17 protein-coding genes are annotated in these 18737 nt (G+C 65.9%); 2 read left to right on the top strand and 15 right to left on the bottom strand.

The annotated features are described in order from the left end of the window. Positions 1–61: 61 nt before the first annotated feature. The 10 genes from QF035_RS44650 to QF035_RS44605 form a co-directional block, all read right to left on the bottom strand. Positions 62–196, bottom strand: coding sequence for a hypothetical protein (locus tag QF035_RS44650; RefSeq protein ID WP_307527468.1), 135 nt, complete (start codon positions 194–196; stop codon positions 62–64). Between the two features lie 131 nt (positions 197–327). Next, on the bottom strand, positions 328–972 hold the full coding sequence (locus QF035_RS44645) for a TetR family transcriptional regulator (RefSeq protein ID WP_307527465.1): 645 nt from the start codon (positions 970–972) through the stop codon (positions 328–330). A gap of 228 nt (positions 973–1200) precedes the next feature. Further along, positions 1201–3108 (bottom strand): AAA family ATPase, encoded by a 1908-nt coding sequence (locus QF035_RS44640; protein WP_307527463.1) that lies wholly within the window; start codon positions 3106–3108, stop codon positions 1201–1203. A gap of 150 nt (positions 3109–3258) precedes the next feature. Then, entirely contained in the window at positions 3259–3402 is a 144-nt protein-coding gene (locus tag QF035_RS44635) for a hypothetical protein (protein WP_307527461.1), read from the bottom strand. 55 nt (positions 3403–3457) lie between these two features. Continuing rightward, positions 3458–3718, bottom strand: coding sequence for a hypothetical protein (locus QF035_RS44630; protein ID WP_307527459.1), 261 nt, complete (start codon positions 3716–3718; stop codon positions 3458–3460). Positions 3719–3725: 7 nt separating this feature from the next. After that, positions 3726–3944, bottom strand: coding sequence for a hypothetical protein (locus tag QF035_RS44625; protein ID WP_307527458.1), 219 nt, complete (start codon positions 3942–3944; stop codon positions 3726–3728). 173 nt (positions 3945–4117) lie between these two features. Then, positions 4118–5803, bottom strand: coding sequence for a hypothetical protein (locus QF035_RS44620; RefSeq protein WP_307527456.1), 1686 nt, complete (start codon positions 5801–5803; stop codon positions 4118–4120). Positions 5804–5912: 109 nt separating this feature from the next. Further along, on the bottom strand, positions 5913–7154 hold the full coding sequence (locus QF035_RS44615) for an AAA family ATPase (RefSeq protein WP_307527454.1): 1242 nt from the start codon (positions 7152–7154) through the stop codon (positions 5913–5915). A 324-nt stretch (positions 7155–7478) separates the two neighbouring features. Then, positions 7479–8525, bottom strand: coding sequence for a hypothetical protein (locus QF035_RS44610; RefSeq protein ID WP_307527452.1), 1047 nt, complete (start codon positions 8523–8525; stop codon positions 7479–7481). A gap of 108 nt (positions 8526–8633) precedes the next feature. Continuing rightward, positions 8634–9584 carry a hypothetical protein gene (locus QF035_RS44605; RefSeq protein WP_307527450.1) on the bottom strand — a complete coding sequence of 317 codons (951 nt, stop codon included), beginning with the start codon at positions 9582–9584 and terminating at the stop codon, positions 8634–8636. A gap of 270 nt (positions 9585–9854) precedes the next feature. Between QF035_RS44605 and QF035_RS44600 the strand changes: the two genes are divergently transcribed. Next, positions 9855–10325: a LysM peptidoglycan-binding domain-containing protein gene (locus QF035_RS44600; protein ID WP_307527448.1), complete on the top strand. Its 471-nt coding sequence runs from the start codon at positions 9855–9857 to the stop codon at positions 10323–10325. Between the two features lie 158 nt (positions 10326–10483). On the opposite strand, the gene QF035_RS44595 is transcribed toward QF035_RS44600, so the two are convergent. The 5 genes from QF035_RS44595 to QF035_RS44575 form a co-directional block, all read right to left on the bottom strand. Then, a complete protein-coding gene (locus tag QF035_RS44595; RefSeq protein ID WP_307527446.1) occupies positions 10484–10642 on the bottom strand; it encodes a hypothetical protein in 159 nt (52 codons plus the stop codon). A 133-nt stretch (positions 10643–10775) separates the two neighbouring features. Continuing rightward, the gene (locus tag QF035_RS44590) at positions 10776–10949 is read right to left on the bottom strand and encodes a hypothetical protein (RefSeq protein WP_307527444.1); all 174 of its coding nucleotides are present in this window, start codon (positions 10947–10949) and stop codon (positions 10776–10778) included. 259 nt (positions 10950–11208) lie between these two features. After that, positions 11209–11727 (bottom strand): hypothetical protein, encoded by a 519-nt coding sequence (locus QF035_RS44585; RefSeq protein WP_307527442.1) that lies wholly within the window; start codon positions 11725–11727, stop codon positions 11209–11211. A 1748-nt stretch (positions 11728–13475) separates the two neighbouring features. Continuing rightward, positions 13476–13991, bottom strand: a complete 516-nt coding sequence (locus tag QF035_RS44580) for a hypothetical protein (RefSeq protein ID WP_307527440.1) — start codon at positions 13989–13991, stop codon at positions 13476–13478. Continuing rightward, a complete protein-coding gene (locus QF035_RS44575; protein ID WP_307527438.1) occupies positions 13988–14635 on the bottom strand; it encodes a hypothetical protein in 648 nt (215 codons plus the stop codon). Before QF035_RS44575 ends, QF035_RS44580 begins: the two co-directional genes overlap by 4 nt. A 251-nt stretch (positions 14636–14886) precedes the next feature. Here QF035_RS44575 and QF035_RS44570 point away from each other — a divergent pair, with 251 nt between their 5' ends. Then, on the top strand, positions 14887–18483 hold the full coding sequence (locus QF035_RS44570; protein WP_307527436.1) for a WD40 repeat domain-containing serine/threonine protein kinase: 3597 nt from the start codon (positions 14887–14889) through the stop codon (positions 18481–18483). Positions 18484–18737 lie beyond the last annotated feature (254 nt).

Genomic DNA, 18737 nt, shown 5'->3' with positions numbered 1-18737 from the left:
CTCGAGCTGAGAGAGACAGTGACATGACGGACGTCCTTTGCACTGCCCATGGGCGGTGGAATCAGTGGTGCCCGGCCGGGAGGCGGGGCCCCGAAGTCGTCTGGTGGGGAAGGTCGGTCCGGCCAGGTGCGGGCTGGCCGGAGCCGTCACTGGCCCGTGGCCGCCCGATCAGCGTGTCGATCACATTGGTGGTCACGACCAACGCGGTACTCCCGAGAGGGTTGTGGCGGGTATCCCGCCCGTCTGGGCCGGGGTTGGCGCGCCACATCACGACCGCGAGCGTGTCGCCGGTCGGACATCGCGTGCTCGACTCGCGTCCATGACGGGTCACGCAGTCGGCAGCTGGACGGCGACGGTTCCGCCGGACACGGCCCGGGCGATGACTTCGACCAGCATCTGGCGCACCTGTGCGTCCGCTGTCTCGGGGTCTTGGCGCCCGGCGGCCGCGGCAAGCAGCACCGTCAGCGCCTCGGCCGCAGCGAAGGATTCGTCCGTCGCGCCGACAGGTGATGACGGACGAGCGGTGATCGCGTACTCAAGGTGCCCCAGGAGACCGGAGAGCATGCGGCGGCGGAGCTCGGTGAACCGGATGTCCTCCTCGGCCGCCCGCAGGTCGACCACCCGCAGGACCACCTCATGCTCCCGCCAGAACGCGAAGAAGGCGTCCACCGTGCTCCCAGCCTCGTGACGCCCGCCGCCCCACCCACTGCCGATCTCCGCGTAGATCAGTCCGTCGCTTCCCTCCTGCGCCACGGGCCGGGCCAGGTCCAGGACGGCCGCGTCGACGTCTGCGAAGTACTGATAGAAGGTCGCGGGCGAGGTACGCGCGCGACGGGCGACATCGATCACTCTCGTCGCGTGATACCCGTGCTCGGCCAGCAACTCCTTGAGACAGCGCAGCAGTTGGCTGCGAGTCTTCAGACCGCGTGCCCCGATCGGGCGCCCTGCGGTGGTCCGGATCTCCTCGGTCATGTCACTTCCTGTCAAGTGGGGTGGCACCGGCTGGCCCCTCGGAGCCGGGCCGGCGGCGGCTGCTGTCTGTTCCAGGCCCGGCCGCCCGACGCGGGAGCGTGTTCGGCCCCGCGATGCTGGTCAGGGCCCGGGCCAGCGCCGCCGTGATGTCGTCGACGGACATGGCTCCGAGGGCTCCTGTTCCGGAACACCCGGAACAGGAGCCCTCGGCGCGATGCGAACGGCCGCTCAGTCGTCCGACGGGGATACCGAGGCTGCGCCGCCGGTCTGGGCAGCGAGCAGGTGGTCCTCGATCCAGGCGCGAACAGCCTTGCACGCCGGCCGCGCACCCTGAGAATCCACGTAGGTTGTCTCCTCGATGGCGCGCAGCTCGTCGTCGGGCATCGACACGGGCAGCGCCTGGGCCAGCCGCGGCTTGGCCTCGACGATCCGCTCACGCTGCCGCTCGTAGTCGGCGGCCATGATCTGCCGGTAGGTCTGCCGGTCGATGGGGTTGAACCCCACAACCAGTGAGAACCGACCCAGCAGCTCGGCATCGAAGAACTGCCCCAGTGTCTTGTTGAGGCTCCGGTTCGAGATGGTCTTCGGGTTGTTGCCGAAGCCGATCACCTTGCCGTCGAGCGAAACACTGGCGGCGTTGGTCGTGCAGATGACCAGGGCCTTGGAGAAGTCCAGCACCTTGCCATGGGCATTGCGGATGTAGCCTTCGTCGAACGCCGAGAGGAACAGGCGCTGCACGGCCTTGTCAGCCTTCTCGAACTCGTCGAGCAGGATCACCCGGTGGGGGTTGGACTCCAGCGTGTCGAACGGGAGCTCCTGGTTGGAGTCCGATCCGACATAGCCGGGAGGCGAGCCGATGATCTTCGACGTCGACCACTCGGTGTGGAATTCGGTCATGTTGAGGATGATCGGCTCGGTGCCGGTCGTCTCCTCAGCGATGATCTTGACCGCCTCGGTCTTACCCACACCCGAGGCCCCGGCGAACAGCCACGTCATGGGCGTCTTCGTCGGGAACAGGTCGAGCTCTTCGCGGGCCAGACGGTCCGTGAGCTTGGCGAGCACGTCGTCCTGGCCCTGCAGGCGGCTGGTGAGCGTGGCGCTCAGCGCGGCAACGTCGAGGTCCTTGCGCCGGGCGTTTCCGGTCATCAGGCGCTTGGCCACATCGAGCACACGGGTGCTCGTCAGCGGCACCTGCGGGATGGACCGCAAGGCCTGCGCGAGTGCCGTGTCACCGGCGTTCTCGGCCTGGACGATGAGCTTCTTCTGCTCCAGGACCCGGTCAGCCATCGCGCGGTCGAGCAGGGTGATGGCATTGTCCGGCCGGTGCTGGCCGGCCCGGGAGTTTACTTCGGCGATCTGCACCACCGAGGCCAGGACGTCGTCGGAGACCCCGATCTGGTGACGGTAATGCGCCATCAGGCCGGGCCGGACCGTGGTCATCACGGCCAGCGTCTGTTCCACGCTCAGCTCGTCGACGATGAGCCGGGTGAAGCGGCGGGCGAAGGCCGGGTCCTCGTCGAAGGCCCGAGACTCCGTGCTGGTGGTCGCGCCGATGACGGACATGTCACCGCGGGCAAGTGCCGGCTTGAGGATCTGCGAGATCTTACGGCCGACGGCGTCGCCATGGCTGCCGGACCCTCCGGTGATCTGGTGGATCTCGTCCATGAACAGGATGGCCTTGTTCTTGGGATCCGACGCGAACTCGACGATCGCCTTGACCTTCTCCTCCAACGAGCCGACGACGCCGGTCCCGGCGATGATGTTGGTGATGGGCAGCTCGTAGATCGTGTGGCCCTTGAGCTGGTCCGGGATGAGGGTGTCACCGAGCGCGATGCGCCGTGCAATGTCCTCGACGATCTTCGTCTTGCCGACGCCGGCGGAACCGACCAGCAGAGCGTTGGGCTTGGTCTTGCTGATGACGACCGAGAGGACCTGCCCGATGAGCGTGTCACGGAACATGGTCGGATCGGCATTCTTGAACTTCTCGTTGTAGTCGACGAGGAGCTCCTTGACGTCGTCGGCGCTGCCACCGCTGGACGGCAGTCCCACGGGCGGGAACTGCGGAGGGAAGCTGCCGCCACCGCCGTTGCCCTTGTCGTCGTCGGAGCCGCCGGGTGTGAAGTTGCTGAGACCCACCGGGTCCTCCTTCGGTGCGGGTCGCTCGGCGTGGTGGCGCGCTGAATGGATGCGCCACGGTGTCCCGAGCAGGGATACGGATAGGTGAGAGGGAAGTCAGGAGCCGTTAAAAGCGGCACTGCTCTTGACGGTTTTCGAGGAGCGGCATGGTCAGCTGACCTCGATATCGCCTGGCACGGTGGTGGGCGCCGGCTTGGTAAGCGCGGCGGCAACCACTTCGAAAGCGGCGACCGCCTTGCGAAGATCAGCGACGATCTCCGCGGCGATGTCGGCCGGGTTTCCGAGTTCCTCCACGTCCTGGGAGGGGAGGTCGCGCGCAGGCCAGACTGGCTTTCGATCTCAGCACGGGTCATGCAGCGTTGAAGCTCCCAATGACCATGCCGGGTGGCCCCTCGGAAGTAAGCTCCTCGACCTTGGCGTTGGACCGGTCGAGGCGGAACCCCCGCAACGGCTCGTCATCGAAGTACTGAATCGATGCCAGTGCGGGATCTCTGCTGGGGCCACCGCAGACGGTACGCAGCGCCTCGTCCTTGTTCTCGGCACGGACCACGACGGCGTCATACTCGTCACGTCCGTAGCCGTCTGTGCGGGTCACCTGCCACAGCTTCATAGTTTGTTCAGCCCCCTTCCGGCTTGCGCAGCTTGACAACTGTTTCCTGAGTGACGAACCACTCGAAGCCGTCGTCGACGATGACTTGGGGACCAAGTACGCCATCACGCGCCTCGGCACATGGTGAGGTTGCGTTTTCCCGCGGGGTCACGACCTCACCGGTGGCGAGCACGGGGGCGAGCGCCTCGCCAGCGTCGACGGGGAAAAGGTGCGCGCCCTCGGTCATTGCTCATCCGCCGCCGACCGCTTCGAGAACCTCGTTGACGCGCTTTGCATCAGCGGATCCTCCAGCGCGGACTACTCGGCGTGAGGGATGAGAGAGCGTCAGAGGGCGCCACAGGCGGTGCCGGCCCGAGGAGGTGGACAGCACCGCTCTTGGCAGTTCTTGGGGCAGCAGGGTCAGACGACCATGCCGAGGAGCCGCTGCCGGATGCTCGGATCGATGTGCTGCATCGAGTCGGCGTAGCGTTTTGCCAGGTCAACCATGAACGACCAGTTCATGGCGGAGCACGGTGCGTAGTACAGGTTCTTCGGGTGGTCCTGACGCGTGGCCGGCGGCAGCCAGTCGAAGTCGGTCACCATGAGCGAGAGCCTGCGCTGGCGCACGGGGCTGGCGTTGATGTACTGCCAGATCTGCGCGTACTCCGTTCCGCCCGATACCTTCGGGATCCTGCGGAACTCCTTCCAGATCTGAGTCGTCGACTTGTTCTTCGTGCGCAGCATCACCTCCTGGGACAGGAAGTGGCTGAACGAGTTGAAGTACAAGTCGATGTTGAGCTTCTTGGCGATCCGGATGAGCATCATGACCGCCTCCTGGTAGTTCTCCTCGGAGATCGAACCGGAGGTGTCGATGTAGATGTGCAGGTCGGGCATGTACTGCACCGAGGTGATCCGGCCGGGCTTGTTGAAGTCGTCCGGGTTCCGGCGGTTGGCCTTGAGGAAGGTCGCCTTCGTCGTGCAGAAGATGTTCTGCGACTTGTTGACCTTGCCCAGCCGGCGCAGCACACGGGTGATGTCCTTGAGCAGGTCGAGCTTGCTCGGCGGCTGCTTGCGGAACGCCACCTGGGCGCTACGGCTGCCAGGCTGGCCCGGTTGCTGATGGGCTCCCAGGGCGGCGGCCCGGGCGGCGGCCCGAGGCAGCGATGTGAGCTTGGACAGCGACGTGTTCGAGACGACCTTCACCGGCGAAGCCAGCGACTGGTTGATGAGGTTCCACTCCCCCGTGATCTTCGCCGCGGCGGCCCGGGCATGGGCCTCGACGTTGACCAGGACGAGGGAGCGCGGGCAGAACAGCTCCCCGACCGTGAACGGCAGGACGCCGGTGTCCAGAGCGGTGTTGTGCTGGCTGGCCTGGGCCCGCTGCTGCTCGACGTAGTTCATGAGCATGTGCACGAGCACGCGGGCGAAGGAGTGCTCATCGTTGGCGTCAGAGTCGTCCTTGCGCACCAGCAGCGACTCGGTGAGCCCCTTCAGGGACAGGGTCGTGAAGTCGTTGAGCAGCTTGGTGGTGGCCGGCGGCAGCGCACTGGCCATCGTCTGTGTCTGCTGGGACAGCCAGCTCTTGAAGTCGTCGAAGGCGGCGGAGGACTGGAACCAGAACCCGAGGGTGTCGGGGTGGAAGGTGTAGGCGATCGAGGCGAAGAAGGCGCTCTCGTCGCCGGTCCCCGCCAGCAGAGCCTTCGCGGCCGGGAGGACATCGGCCTGCGCGGTGTAGAGCACCCGCGGGGAGGGCGCGGGCATCTTGTTCTGCTGTCCGGCCTGGACGGCGAAGAGCTCGGCGACCGGCAGCGGTGTGCCCTGGTCGAAGTTGATCAGGGTCTGCCCGAGCAGCTCCTTGAGGGTTTGCTGGCTGGCCACGTTCAGTGTTTCGCCGAGGCAGCTCAGGACCAGATCCGGGATGTTCCCCGTCAGATCAGTGCCCTGGGCGTCGGTGATGTTCGCCGGGGCGTTGGGGTTCAACGGCTCCAGGAGCGGGTCGATGAGGGTCTGCTGGATCGCCGGCATCGGGTCGTAATCACCGGTGCACGAGATGGTGTGCAGTGCGTCGAGTACGGCCGGCTTCTGGTTCGTGACGGTGATCGTCATGGGTCGTGGTCTCCTTCTGAGGACAAGGCAGCGGCAGAAGGCCGCCGGTGGTGGGGAGTTGCAGCAAGGACTGCACCGCAGCAGTCCCCCACCACCGGTGAGCGAGCGATCAGAGGAAGGCCGAGAGGATCGGCTTGGTCTGGTTGACGATCGGAGTGTCGACCTCCATGAAGGCCTCCAGGTTCTGGTGGTCGATCTGCTGGTTGGTCACCATCTCGATGAGCGTGCGGGTGTGCTCCGGCTCGATCTGGGTGATGGTCTGGGCCAGCTGCTCGATGAGGCGCGCGTTGTCTTTGCTCTCCTTGAGCGCGTACAGCAGCGACCCGGACTTCTCGTTCTCGGTCAGCGTCGCGATGACCGCGGCCATGTCGGTCATGGTCGCTGCGGCCTTCAGGCTCTGGTAGCAGTTCGGCTTCGGGACGTTCACCCGGTTGTGCTGCACGCCGCCGGCGTTGCTCGCCAGGTCCTGAGCGATGGTGGCCACGAGCTGCGTGGTGAACATGGTGTCCCCGACGTAGGCCTCGATGGCCTCGTTCAGCAGCGAGGTCTCGCGGTCGCCGATCTGGATCGGGGTGGCCAGGTACTGCGCCAGCTGCTGCGGATCGGCCGCGTTGAGCCACTTCGACAGGTTGTCGATGGTGCGCGGCGTGGTGAGCTGGTTCATCTCCTCGCCGCCGTCGAACAGATCGGCCATCGTGACGTTGCCGTTGTTGTCGTCGTCCTGACCGTCCACGACGATGGCCGCGGGCGTCGACTTCTGGAAGATCAGCCCGGGATACTGCGTGAGCACCGTCTTCACCCAGGGGTTCATGTTGTCGCCGAGGACAGACATGAGGGTGGCGGCGTCGGGCTCGACGTGAAAGATCGCGAAGCGGGACAGGCTCGCCTCGTCGAGCGAGGTGACGTTCCCCCTGTCGTTGCCGGCCACCACGATGCGGACGTTCTTGGGCAGCTCGACGTACCCCATACGGCGCAGCGTGACCAGGGTCAGCGCGCCGGAGGTGACGTCGGAGGTGGTGCGGTTGATCTCATCGAGGAAGAGGATCGGCCACTCACGCGGGTTCTTCTCGGCGTAGTCGATGCACTCCTGAATCACCTGGTGCGGGTAGAAGACCTGCTTGTAGCTCTGCGTGCCGTCGTCCTTGGTGTACAGCACCAGACGCGCACCGGTGAGGTCGGCCTTGTCGGCGAGCTGGTTGCACGGCAGCGTGAAAGCCTGCGTGCCCATGGAGTAGGCCAGGTCCTCGACGAAGCTGGACTTGCCGATGCCGGGTTCGCCCATGAGAGCGGGCGTCGCGCCGACCTCAAGCGACTGCTTGATGAGGGTCGTCAGGGTGTCATTGAACTTCATGTCGATGTCTTTTCTGTGCGCGGGCGAGGAAGAGAGAAAGAGAAGAGATGTCGGAGGACGGCGCTACTGCTCTCGGCGTCGCCAAGGCTTCATGGGCCGTGAACGGTCCCGCGGCGCGGACCGCGCCATCGGAACCTGGCGGAGACCTGCACTCCCGCCATGGGTGGCGATGGAGCCCCGCTGCACATCGCCACCCGATCGCGCTCCGCGCGATCCAGCACTGTCCCCCACCTGTGCACGGCCCCGCTGCAGCGCCCGTCACCCACCTCACCCGCTGCGGGAGGCAGCAGATGAACCAGGAACAGAAGCAGCAGGAACAGAGCGTCAGTTTGTCGACGAGGAACCTGCCGCCCGATCCGCCACGAGCGCAGCCGCCCGGTCGAGGAGGAAGGGCCGGCCGTTGCGCCGCTCGCTGTGCTTGGGGCGCGCAGGGATGACATCGACCGCCGCCTTGTAGAGCAACCACGCGGTATCGCCCGTCGAGTACTCGACGCCGAGCGCGCTGTAGGCGCGCAGTTGCGTCCGCATCCAGCCGTAGAGCAAGGCGAGAACCGAGAACTCCCAGCGGGACATGTCGTGGTTGAAGTCGCCGGGATCCCGGAGCCGCTGGCGTGCACTGGCCAGGGTCTGCTCAACGATCGCCTGCGAGTACGGGATGTCGGGCATGTCCTCAGCAGTGTCGACAGCTGACGCTGAAGCACCGGAGCTCTCGCTGGCGTTCACGGCCAGCTGCGCGTAGAGGTCCTCGATGGAGGCGAAGGCCGGCGCGTTGGTTGCTGCGTTGACACGGGCGACGATGCGATCGGGTACCGGCTGGCGGGTGAAGGTCGACCAGTGGTCCAGGAGCAGCTCGTACCAGCCGTGTTCCTCACGCAGGACACGCTTGCCGGCGGCTACGGGGAAGTCGTGGAAGTTCTTCGGCAGCGGCATGACGAGATGGAAGCCCTGGCCGGACATCGACAGCTCCGAGTAGAGGATGCCCGGCAGCCGCAGCAGGTCTGTGGCCACACCTGGCGGGCAGTCGGCCTCGATGTCGAGGACGAGCAGCCCGTCAGTCTGGGCTTGGAGGTAGAAGGCGGTGTTCGCGGCGCTCGGCATCACCGCGGTGAGTTCGCCAAGGGTGAGCAGGCAGGTCTCGTCCAGGGCGAAAGCTCCGCGTAGTGGACCGGCGTGCTTGCAGCCGGACGTGCAGCCGGCGAGCAGGTGCCGTACGTCGATCGGAACCTTGCGCTTCGGCGCCTTGGCGGGATCGTCGGGGGTCTCTTCCTCGATCTGTCCGGAGATGGTCCACCGACAGGCACTGGCGAGAGTGCGGATCGCGGGGTTGCCGTAGAACTGCGGGAACCAGGCATGGGGGTCGGCTGGAGTCATCGTGGGACGCACGCTTTCGATCGGCGTAGTCAGGAGGGGAAGAGAAAGACAGGACCCCCGTACTGCACGGATGCGAGTAGGGGGGTCTCCTCGATGGTCAGCGTGAAATCAGTCCTGGTAGGTGATCCCCGCCTGCTGGGCCTGGCCGGAGCCGTTCCAGGGGTCGGTGGCCACCGGCGCGCCCACGGGCGAACCGTTGTTCTTGAGGGAGGCGTTCTCGGCCTCAAGACGCGCGAGCTTCTCCTCCAGGGTCTCCTGCTGGGCAGGAGCCGGGGCAGGAGCTGCGACCGGAACAGCAACCGGAGCAGGAGCAGCAGCGACGGGCGCAGCCACGGCGGTCGCCGGGGCCTGAACCTGAACCGGAGCCTGCGCGGCCACGGCCACAGGTGCCGACGCTGGCTGCGGGGCCGGGAAGGACAGGCCGTCCTCCACCTCGGTCGTCACCGGCATGGCGACGGCAGGGGCAGCACTGGCAGGAGTGGCCTGAAGGTGGCGCGGCGTGCCGTTGAGGACGATGCCACGCGCAGCCAGCTCAGCCGGGTCGACGCCGTTGGCGTTGTAGTAGCGCGGCGCCTCGTGGACGATCACCTGTTCGAGGGCCAGACCGCGGTTGCTGAAGTTCTTCGGCTTGTAGGTGCGCAACACGAGCGTGACGTCGAGTCCCTGCGCGAGCTCCTGGCCGGACTCGTCCTGGTCGTAGGTGCCGTCGCCTTTCGAGGAAGGGATCGCGATGACCGGCAGTGTGCTGCCCTTGGAGTCGATGGAGTAGTTGGATCCGGTTTCGGGCCGCTTCGGGGAGTCGTAGCGGCGCTCGGAGACGAACTGCTCTTCGGGGGTGGGGTTGTTCGGATCGGCGAACTGAACCTCGGCGTGAATGATCGTCGCTGTGATGTGCGGTTTGCCGACGGGGGTCATGCCGTTCTGCGTCTTGCGCTGGTCGCTGGCGACCAGCTCCGCACCGTCGATGAGGCGGGCGAGTACGGCGAAGCCGAGCTTCCCGCGGATGAAGACGTTCTTGCCCTCGGTGATCTGGCTGGCGGAGATGGAGTAGTTGGCCATGGTGGTGCGGTTCCTTCGCTCGGTCTGGCGGTCGGTGGTTCAGAGGTCCATGGGGCGGCTATGGGACAGGATTCTGACTGCCATTCGATTCCTCATTCTATCAACTTTGATTCGACCACGAGTAGAGTGCTGAGTCAGGAACGAATGGCCGGCTGCGGTATTCGGAAAGGATCTGGGATAGAGATGACGGCTACGATTCAAAGGCCAGTGGGGACGGCGTCGAGGCCGTCGGCGCAGACGAGAGCAGTGGCCGGGAGTCACGCCGGCCCGATGGGCTTCGGCAACGGACCCGTCATCGCCGCCAGCGTCATGGTGGGCGGAGCGGCGCTCTTCGCCGGATGGGGCCTGACGCAGCTCGCGACGTCCGACGGCGGCTTCATCCAGGCGCTGCAGGGCAATCACGCCCCGGCCGAGGCACCGGTGAATCCCGGCGAGAAGAACGCCGGAGGCGGCAGCGCCCAGCAGCCGAGCGAGGGCGGCACGGGGAAGCAGGACGAGAACGAGGCAGGCCAGGATCCGACGCCGGGTCGCGGCGACGAGGACAAGCCCAACGGATCGGGTGCACCGGCCGAGGCGAAGCCCGCGCCGAAGGCGAAGCCATACACCATCAAGCCAGGCGATACGCTCACCGCGATCTCGGGGACGACCAGGATGCCGATCGGCATCCTGGTCGAGACGAACAAGATCCAGAATCCGGATCTCATCTACGCGGGGGCCTCCCTGCTCATCCCGCCGGTGTGACGACCCGGCAGGGCGGCACTGCCGCAACCGAGCCTGATTCGATGCCCTGATCGCCACGAGGCGGTCAGGGCATCGTCGTCATCTCAGGCGGAGGACTCCGCTTCCCGGCGGGCCTGCAGGTCCATCAGTCGTGCGAGCAGCTGGTGCAGCTGCTCGACCTAGTCGTTCATGGACCGGATGCCATCCGGCGCATAGTCCTGCGGGTATTCGAGCTTGTACTCGCTGAGCAGCTCGATCTTCGCATCGCCGAGATCGAGCGCTGTGCTCAGATCGAGGACGTCGTCCAGCGTGAGCCCGGAATCGGCGAAGGCGGTCACGCTTCGGTCCTGGGCTCTGCCACTCAGTGCCGCTCGAGGTCGGGGGAAGGTTCTGGATGTCCAGCCAGCGGTTCATCGCTTCATCCTGGTCGGCGACGCCGTCTGCTTCTTTGTGCAGGGCCAGAAGCGTGATCTACCCGGTGGGGACGAGGGTCGCAATCTCGAACTCGGCCAGGTCCAGACGCTGGACGACGCGGTAGAGACTTCCCTCAGGGACCTGCCAGATCATGGTCTCGCCACGGTAGACGCCAGCGCGGCTGCTGTGGAACTTGCCCGTGAGGTCCTCCATGCTCAGCGGCTTGCTCATGGTTGCCGCTCCTGGAAGTCGAAGGCGCCGAAGACGAACTGCGGGGCCTCGTAGGGCTCACCGCGAGGCGTTACCCGGGACCGGCGTGAGCCGGTCCACGGCACGTCTCCCCGCAAAGCACTCGACCTGGATCCGACACCCGGATCAGCTGCGCTGATCCCCTCCCCTGTTGCGAAAAGCAGCACTGTAACAGCGTCAGAGATCAGAAAACCCCGCCAGGCTGCCGACGGGGTTTTCTGAGGTACGCGGTCATGGTCTCTCACGCCGCGTCAGTGTCGTCGGACTCACCCCGGCCAAACAGGAATCCGCGGACATCACCGTTCTTCATCATGTCCTGCAGATGCGCCAGGAACACCGCGCGCTGCGTGGCCCGGCGATCGGCCAAGGGGTCATACTCGCGCAGTACCTTCAGGTTGACGACCCAGCCGTTCTCGCGAGAGATGGCCTGATCAAGCTGAGAGTCCGGCACGACGTTCATGCCGGTTAAGTCGTGGTCGAACTCAGGCGCGATATCGAGGGGTTGATTCGGCTCGTCGATGTAGAGCGTGTCGACGCCGACCTGCTGGCCGGCCTTGTCGAATGCCACGAGGAACACACGGTCTGCCCTGGTGGTGTTGTCGACGTGGACCGCTGCAACGTTCGTGTCACCGATGAAGCTCGTCTGCTCGAACCGCTCGTACACGCGGGCACGAGCCTCATGGCACCACATGACTCGCCGGGCTTCGTTGAAGCCTTTGAACTCGTCAGAGTCGGACGCTTCAGGGTGGGGGTGGATCACCGGTGCGCTCCTTCACATGCGAGATCCGGGAGGTTTGCGATGCCAGGGGCGTATTGGCTACGACACATGCCTCGAAGCAGCGAGCCTCAACCGTTCTTCACTGCAGCACGACAGGAGCAGTTACTGGGAGCACGCCTCGCTCCTGCAGTGCGTCGCTCACCAGGGGAGGAAATGCTCTCCCCTGGTGCAAGGCCCGCCACGGGCCTGGTAGTTCGTGACCAGCTCGAACGACGCCGACGAGCGCTGGCGGATGCAAGCCGCTCAGCCCGACTGGGCCGAGGTCCTTCGTACGGTCCGGCTGAGCCCAGGAGCATCGGCGGTGAGCCGACACGGTGGTGCGCGGTGCCGGCTGGTCCGTCGCGTGCTTGGAGGTCATGCAGTTCGCCCCGTCTGGCTCGGGGGGCCTTCTCTCATGAAAGTCCAGCGGCCGCGCTGTTCTCACGCCGCGCACTGGTCTATCCAGAGCACCGCCGACGTGCCCGAACACGCCGGTGGAAGACCCCAGTGGTTCCTCAGATCTGCTAGTGGTGACTCTGCTGGGAGTCGTTATGCACAGGCCCTGGCAGGGGCCTGGTTTTGCGCTGGCGAGAGCGGGTGCCGGGACGGTAGTTGGAGCCGCCCTCTGGTGCCCGCCTCCTGGTGCATGCGGCGCGTTCGTTGCCGCTCACCGGGCCAGCCCGCCGCTGGCCTGTTCGGCTCCCCCGCGGGCGAGTTCGGCTTGCGCCTCACTCGTCCGGTGGTGGGGCCGGGCTTGCATCGGCAACGCTAGGCATATGCTGCGGGCGATGCCATTTCGCCGGTGCACAAACTGATCATTGACACCTGTTGACATTGCACCAGTCGGCCGCACGCCAGCGCGGAAGTGCACCTTTCTCATGACGGTCGTGTCGGGGGTGCCCACATCCCGATTCCCGGCATGACTCATCCGGCACTTGGCATACTGTGCACCACATTCACAACACCACGCCTCGACCAGCCAGTTGGTCGGCAAAGCGCCATTTCACCGGTGGGCCTTTGTAATCTTGGCAGGGTGAGTTCACCCCCTCTCGACGAGCAACTTCCCTCGTGTCCTCCTCGGCCGACGAGGGGTTTGTGGTAGCCCCTCCGATGTGATCGAGCTTCCCGCCGAGCCGATGCTGGCGACACCCGTCGAGACGTTGGCCCTCCCGTTGAATTGGTTTGCCGAACCGAAGTGGGACGGTTCCTCCGGGCTTTCACAGCGCGGGCTGCTGATGGTTCCTCGGTGCTGTGCTCGAGCAGGGGCGGTGTGCTGGCCGCGGCCTTTCCGGGGATCACCGATGTCATCGGCCGGCTGGACTGCTCCGTCGTCTTCGACGGCTAACTGGTCGTGTGGGAAGAGACCAGGCACGTCGCAGTCAATGACAACGTCTGTGTCCTCGGATTTTCCGCGCACCACTTGTGTGCGTGATCTGCGGTTACCGCGACTTCGTGGACGCCTTCTGCTTCCGGGGACCACTGAATGTAGGCCCAATGAATTTCGCGCCCTCCAGGGCTAGTTCCAGGAGCCGCAAAGCTCTATGCCGTCGCCCGTGTTCTGGTTCGTAATCGAAACCCCATCATTGCAGCAGTGACAGCTACGGGCCTTGATGTGGACCTCAAATCCGTCAGCTCCGCTTGCTCGATTACCTTGCGGAGCGCTTCCGCATGTTGCTGGAGATTCAATGGAGTTTCCTTGATGGGAACACGGTGTTCCCGCGCTGCACGTCGACCCCGACGTCAGGGCTTGATCAAGTTCCGTAGGTGTCCGGATCGTTGGTGATGCCCAGGATGGGGAGTGCTCGTTGGGGTTCGTCGCGGATCGCCCGGGTGGTCTTGGCGATGTTGTCGGCTCCGAGGGTTTTCAGCACGCCGATGGCGAGGTTGCGGACAGGGCGGTTGCAAGTTCCGGGGGCGTGCTCGCGGAGTGCGGCGTTCTCCGAGAGGAGGGTCATGATGACGGTCGCGGCGGCGTCGACCTGGTCTTGGAGTTGACGGCACTGTTCGCGGCTTTTGCGGAGCTTGCTGCGCAGCTCTGTGAGTTCGGCGTCGCGTTGTTGTTCCCGAAGGCCGGCGGGGCTGGTCCCGACGCGACTGTCCCAGTCCGCTAGCACATCAGTGGCCCGGTTCATCGTTGCCCGGCTGACCTGAGCCTCGCGGCAGAGATTGTTCTTCGTCAGCTTGCCGTCGGTGCGTTGAGGGGTGCTGGCGAGGAGACGCTCCATCGCCTCGCGAAGAGCCCGTTCGGTCTTGGGGGAAACGGTCACTGCTCGACCTTCTTGATCATGAGGTTGACCTCGTAGAGCTGTGCGTCGAGGTGAGCCCGGCGGTTCCTGGGCAGGGATGTGTCGTCTCGCAGGCGGTTCAGGGACGCTCGCTCGGCCTTCCAGATCGGCAGGTGCTCAGGGGCAAGGATGCTGTTGGCGCATCGGGAGGGCTGGCAGCGGTCCAGCAGCGGGCCTCGATGTCCTTCGGGGACGATGGCGTCCTCGATGCACTTAGCGCCGGAGGGATCGTCGTCGTTCATGGTGCAGTGGTTGAGCTTGCCGAAGCGGATCGAGAAGCGGGTGCGGCGGAGCAGGCTGTCCTCGACGCGGATGTCGCCGCGCTGGGCTTGGCCAGTGGCTCGGAGTTCCTCCGCCTTCTGCCGGACCGCGGCGAAGGCCTCGCGCATCCGGTCGGCGCCGGGGCCGAAGCCGATAGCCTCGCCGCGGCTGTCCGCGGCGAAGAGTTCCTTGAGACGGTCGAAGCGGCGTTCGGCGATGGCGTCGTCGAGGTGTTTGGCCCAGGCCGGGTCCTTGACCATGTAACCGGCGGTGGTCCGGTTGGCCAGGGCCCGGGTGGCGACGTGCTTGAGCTGCATGCCAACAGCGATCTCGGAGCCAGGGAAGTCACGGGTGAGCATGGCCATGGTGCGGCTTTTGTCCGCAGACGCCGTGTGCGAATGATCCCGTGTAGCGATTGAGCATGTGCGTCGGTGCGCGGAGTTTCGTGACGCTGACAGCGGTGTGTGTTGCATTCCAGCGTTTCACCGGGGCGGACGGCAAGCAGCGAGGGGCGCGGGGCTGGTGCTGTGCGCCCTTGGAGGAACTGCCCAGGATCAGTCTGCGTCTCCCGGTGTCTGTGGAGCTTGCAGCCGTGATCGGCCCCGAGGAGTAGCCCATGCATCGCCCCAATCTTGCGCCCGAGGACCCGCAACGCCTTGGCGAGTACTGGGTGGCCAGCCGACTTGGGGCCGGCGGTCAGGGCGTGGTCTACGAGGCGTATGACAAGGATGGATCTCGGGTCGCGCTTAAAGTGCTACGCCGCGATGTGGCCTCGGGGCCGGAGGCGAGGGCCCAGTTCGCCAAAGAGGCCAGGGCGGCGCGGCGGGTGGCGTCATTTTGTACGGCGAAGGTGCTCGCCGCCGATCCGGACGCGGAAAGCCCCTACATCGTCAGCGAATTCGTTGCCGGCGCGGACTTGCGGTCGGCGGTGCACTCCTCCGGGCCGTTTACCGGGGATGACCTGCTGCGATTGGCCATTGGCGTGGCCACCGCGCTGACCGCGATCCACCGGGCCGACGTGGTGCACCGGGATTTGAAGCCGGCCAATGTCCTGCTCGGTCCGGACGGACCCCGCGTGATTGACTTCGGGATCGCCCGCACACCGGAGATGACCCTGACCGAGCCGGGGAGTACCAAGGGCACCTTCGGCTACATCGCGCCCGAGGCTCTGTTCGGGCAGCGTGTCACGGCCGCTGCCGATGTGTTCGCGTGGGGCGCAGTGGTGTTGTTCGCCGCAACGGGCTGTGAGCCCTTTCGGGGCGAGAACATCGGCGAGGTTGTGGTCAAGGCCCTGGAGCACGAGCCCGATGTGGAGGTTCTCCCCCCGTCGTTGCGGCCACTGGTGCGTAAGGCGCTGGCGAAGCAACCCGAGGACCGGCCGAGCGCGGCCGCGGTACTACTGAGTCTGCTCGGCACCGAGGAGCAGGCGGACGACCAGGCGGTGCTGGAGGCCGGCGCGAGTACGGCGGCACGGGTGCGGGTGCCCATCGAGGCGGCCACTGCCAGGGTCCCTGCACTGGGCGAGGTGGCCACTTCCGTCTACGGAGCCCTCTCCCCTGCCGCTCAAGCGGTCGCGCACGAGATATGGCTCCGTCTGGTGGTACCTGGCAGGGCACCGGACGGGTCGCAGGACACGGTACGCACCGCCAGCGAGGAGGAGTTGCTGTCCGGCCGGCCGGAGGCTGAACGGCTCGCCGTGCATGAGGCGATCACTGCGTTCGCCGCAGCGGGCGTGCTGGTGCACGAGCCGACTGGGGTGCGCCCGCCTGGACCGGCCGTACTGCGTGCCTGGCAGCGGCTGCGGGAGTGGGTGGAGGCGGACCATGACGGCCTGCGGATCCATCGACAGGTGGGTGAGGCCGCTGGAGCCTGGGAGCAGCATGGGCAGCGGGCGGACGATCTCTACCATGGCACGGCCCTGCGGCATGCCTTGGGTTGGGCGGCCACCTCCCCGAAACCTCTGCGGCTGAACCTGCTGGAGCGCCAGTTCCTCGACGCCAGCCGCGCGGCAGACGCACGCCGAGCCCGTCGGCGCCGGACCTTGCTGGCCTGCACCTCCCTGCTGGTGGTACTCGCCCTGGTAGCCGGCGCCATAGCCTGGCAGCAGAACCGGGCCGGTGAACGTCAGCGCGTCCTGGCCGAAGCTCGGCGCCTGGCCTCCATCGCCAACAGCATGCGGTTTGAGGATCCGGTCACCGCGATGCGACTCAGCCTCGCGGCGTGGCGGATCGCTGATGTCACCGAGACACGCTCCGCGCTGCTCAGCGCGATGGTGCAGAAGGAGGCCGACACCTTCCGTGCACCCAGCCACGACTGGCCCCGCCTCAGTGGTGACGGCCGGACGCTGCTCACGGTGGACAAGGACCGGGTGGTGCGGTGGGATGTGGTCGGCCATCGGCGAACCGACTCGGTCACCGTGCCCGCTCTTGATGCTGGCCATGTGCGTGCCGTGAGTGACGATGGGCGGATCATCGCCGTGGAGTCGACGCGGGCAGACGGCTCGGTCGGGGATGCCCGGATCTGGGACCTCGGCAGGCGGCAACCTATCGGGAAGGCGATCGACTGGCGGTTGGGGATTGTGCAGTTCAGCCCGAGCGGACGATTGCTGGTTCTCCACGACGATGAACGCCACACGATCCGGCTGTGGGACATCAGGCGTCAGCGGACACTTTTCGAGCATCCGGCTCCGATCGACGTTGTCACCGAATCCCTCAGCCTCGATGACCGTCTCATGGCGGTCTGCTCCATCAATCGCCCCCTTGAGCTGTGGGACATCCGGCACGGCGTGCGGGTGGGAACGAGTTGGGCCCCCGCGAGTAGGCAGAAAAGTTGCAATTCGTCACATATCACCTTCAGCCCCGACAGCCGCACCATGGCGGTCGTGTCCGAAGACAGTGTCCGCATGTGGGACATCGCTTCCGGCAAGATGCGCCAACTCCGCCACGCGTCCGTGGAGAGCGCCGCCTTCAGCGAGGACGGACGGTTCGTTGTGACCGCAGGGAACGACGAGATCTTGGTCTGGCGCATGAGCGCCGCGAGCCGACCCGTGTACCGGCACCCGCTGGTCAATGAGCGCCCCTCACAAGTCAGGATCGACATCGACGCTCGGAAGATCCGCTACTTGAGCGGAGCGGAACCAGCGCCGGAGGTATCCGTGCGCACGCTCGACCTGGGGCTGGCCGTCAGCCCCGACTGGCGCAAGACAGCCCTGAACGCAGCAGTCTTCGGGCCGCACGCTCGTCACCTCGGTGTTGCGTGGAAAGATGGCCGGACGTTGCGGATCGAGATGCGGGACGGGCGCAGCGGCAAGGTCACCGCCGACCTGCCAGACACCCCGCTGCCGATGGATGGCAGCGACGCCATGCACGCCCCAAAACCCATGACCTTCAGCCCTGACGGAGAGTTCCTTGCCTACGGCGTGCGCGAGGCCAGGGTGTGGGACACCGCCAGCAGCCATGTGACGTTTTCTTTCCGATTCGGCGAGGACACGGCCATAGGACCGGACCCCGTCCGTGGAATGGCACTCGATCCAGGTGGTGAGAGACTGGCGCTATCCCACATGGCGAAGCAAGGGGAAATTATCGATATCTGGGATATTCGCCGCCGAGTGAAACTCAAGACACTGCCGCGAACGGGTGGTGCGAACCTAGCGTTCCGCCCGGATGGCCGACTCCTTGTCACCTCAGGCCGGGTCGTCAGCCTGCCCTCAGGCAAATCGGTTCAGGGCGTTCTCAGTCAACAGGGAATCGCAGCCATCGCCTTCAGCCCGGATCGAAAGCGTCTCGCGATCGGCGACTACTCGGGCCGAGTGACCTTGTGGGACGGTGACGCCCGTCGTCGCCTCGGCGTGCTCTCCGGCACCTACACCGGCCCACGACGCGGTGACACCGAAGCAGTGACCACGGTCGCATTCTCAGCCGACGGCCGCACCCTGGCCACCGGCGGCGACAAGGGCACCCTGCAATTGTGGGACGTGGCCTCCAATCAACAGCTGGGCTTGGCACTTCCCACACCAGGGGACAAGATTCTTTCACTCGCCTTCAGCACAGACGGTGACACCCTCTACGCCGCCGGCTCTCATAACCAGCACCAGCAATACACGCTCGACCCGCAGTACATGTCCGCGTTCGTGTGCAAGCGCACCGGAGGAAACCTGTCCCGGAAGGATTGGCGGACCTACATTCCCCACTTGCCCTACCGCACGATTTGCTGAAACCCATCACCGAGCTACTCACGGCGGCCGTTCGATACTGCAGCACGCCCGCAGTGATCTGCTGATTCCAGCCCAGCCGCAGCGTCGGGCGCAAGATGCCCGATCGCCGCTGTACAAGGATAGGCATCCCCTCGGGAAACAACGGCTGGTGCTCGACATCCCAGGACTCCCAGCCCCGGGACGAGGAGAAACTCAGGATGACGGGCGCTGACAGTAGAAACACCACACGGCTCAACGCAAAGCCCAAACCCCAG

Origin of the sequence: Streptomyces umbrinus (assembly GCF_030817415.1) — a bacterium.
Lineage (GTDB): Bacteria > Actinomycetota > Actinomycetes > Streptomycetales > Streptomycetaceae > Streptomyces > Streptomyces umbrinus_A.
Note: the sequence above shows the minus strand (reverse complement) of the source record. Positions and strands in the feature narration are given on the sequence as shown.

What these genes read in the sequence shown, in the direction of transcription:
- QF035_RS44645 (WP_307527465.1), bottom strand. Translation starts at nt 972, where the DNA reads ATGACCGAGGAGATCCGGACCACCGCAGGGCGCCCGATCGGGGCACGC.
- QF035_RS44630 (WP_307527459.1), bottom strand. Translation starts at nt 3,718, where the DNA reads ATGAAGCTGTGGCAGGTGACCCGCACAGACGGCTACGGACGTGACGAG.
- QF035_RS44625 (WP_307527458.1), bottom strand. Translation starts at nt 3,944, where the DNA reads ATGACCGAGGGCGCGCACCTTTTCCCCGTCGACGCTGGCGAGGCGCTC.
- QF035_RS44620 (WP_307527456.1), bottom strand. Translation starts at nt 5,803, where the DNA reads ATGACGATCACCGTCACGAACCAGAAGCCGGCCGTACTCGACGCACTG.
- QF035_RS44615 (WP_307527454.1), bottom strand. Translation starts at nt 7,154, where the DNA reads ATGAAGTTCAATGACACCCTGACGACCCTCATCAAGCAGTCGCTTGAG.
- QF035_RS44610 (WP_307527452.1), bottom strand. Translation starts at nt 8,525, where the DNA reads ATGACTCCAGCCGACCCCCATGCCTGGTTCCCGCAGTTCTACGGCAAC.
- QF035_RS44605 (WP_307527450.1), bottom strand. Translation starts at nt 9,584, where the DNA reads ATGGCCAACTACTCCATCTCCGCCAGCCAGATCACCGAGGGCAAGAAC.
- QF035_RS44600 (WP_307527448.1), top strand. Translation starts at nt 9,855, where the DNA reads ATGGGCTTCGGCAACGGACCCGTCATCGCCGCCAGCGTCATGGTGGGC.
- QF035_RS44590 (WP_307527444.1), bottom strand. Translation starts at nt 10,949, where the DNA reads ATGAGCAAGCCGCTGAGCATGGAGGACCTCACGGGCAAGTTCCACAGC.
- QF035_RS44575 (WP_307527438.1), bottom strand. Translation starts at nt 14,635, where the DNA reads ATGGCCATGCTCACCCGTGACTTCCCTGGCTCCGAGATCGCTGTTGGC.
- QF035_RS44570 (WP_307527436.1), top strand. Translation starts at nt 14,887, where the DNA reads ATGCATCGCCCCAATCTTGCGCCCGAGGACCCGCAACGCCTTGGCGAG.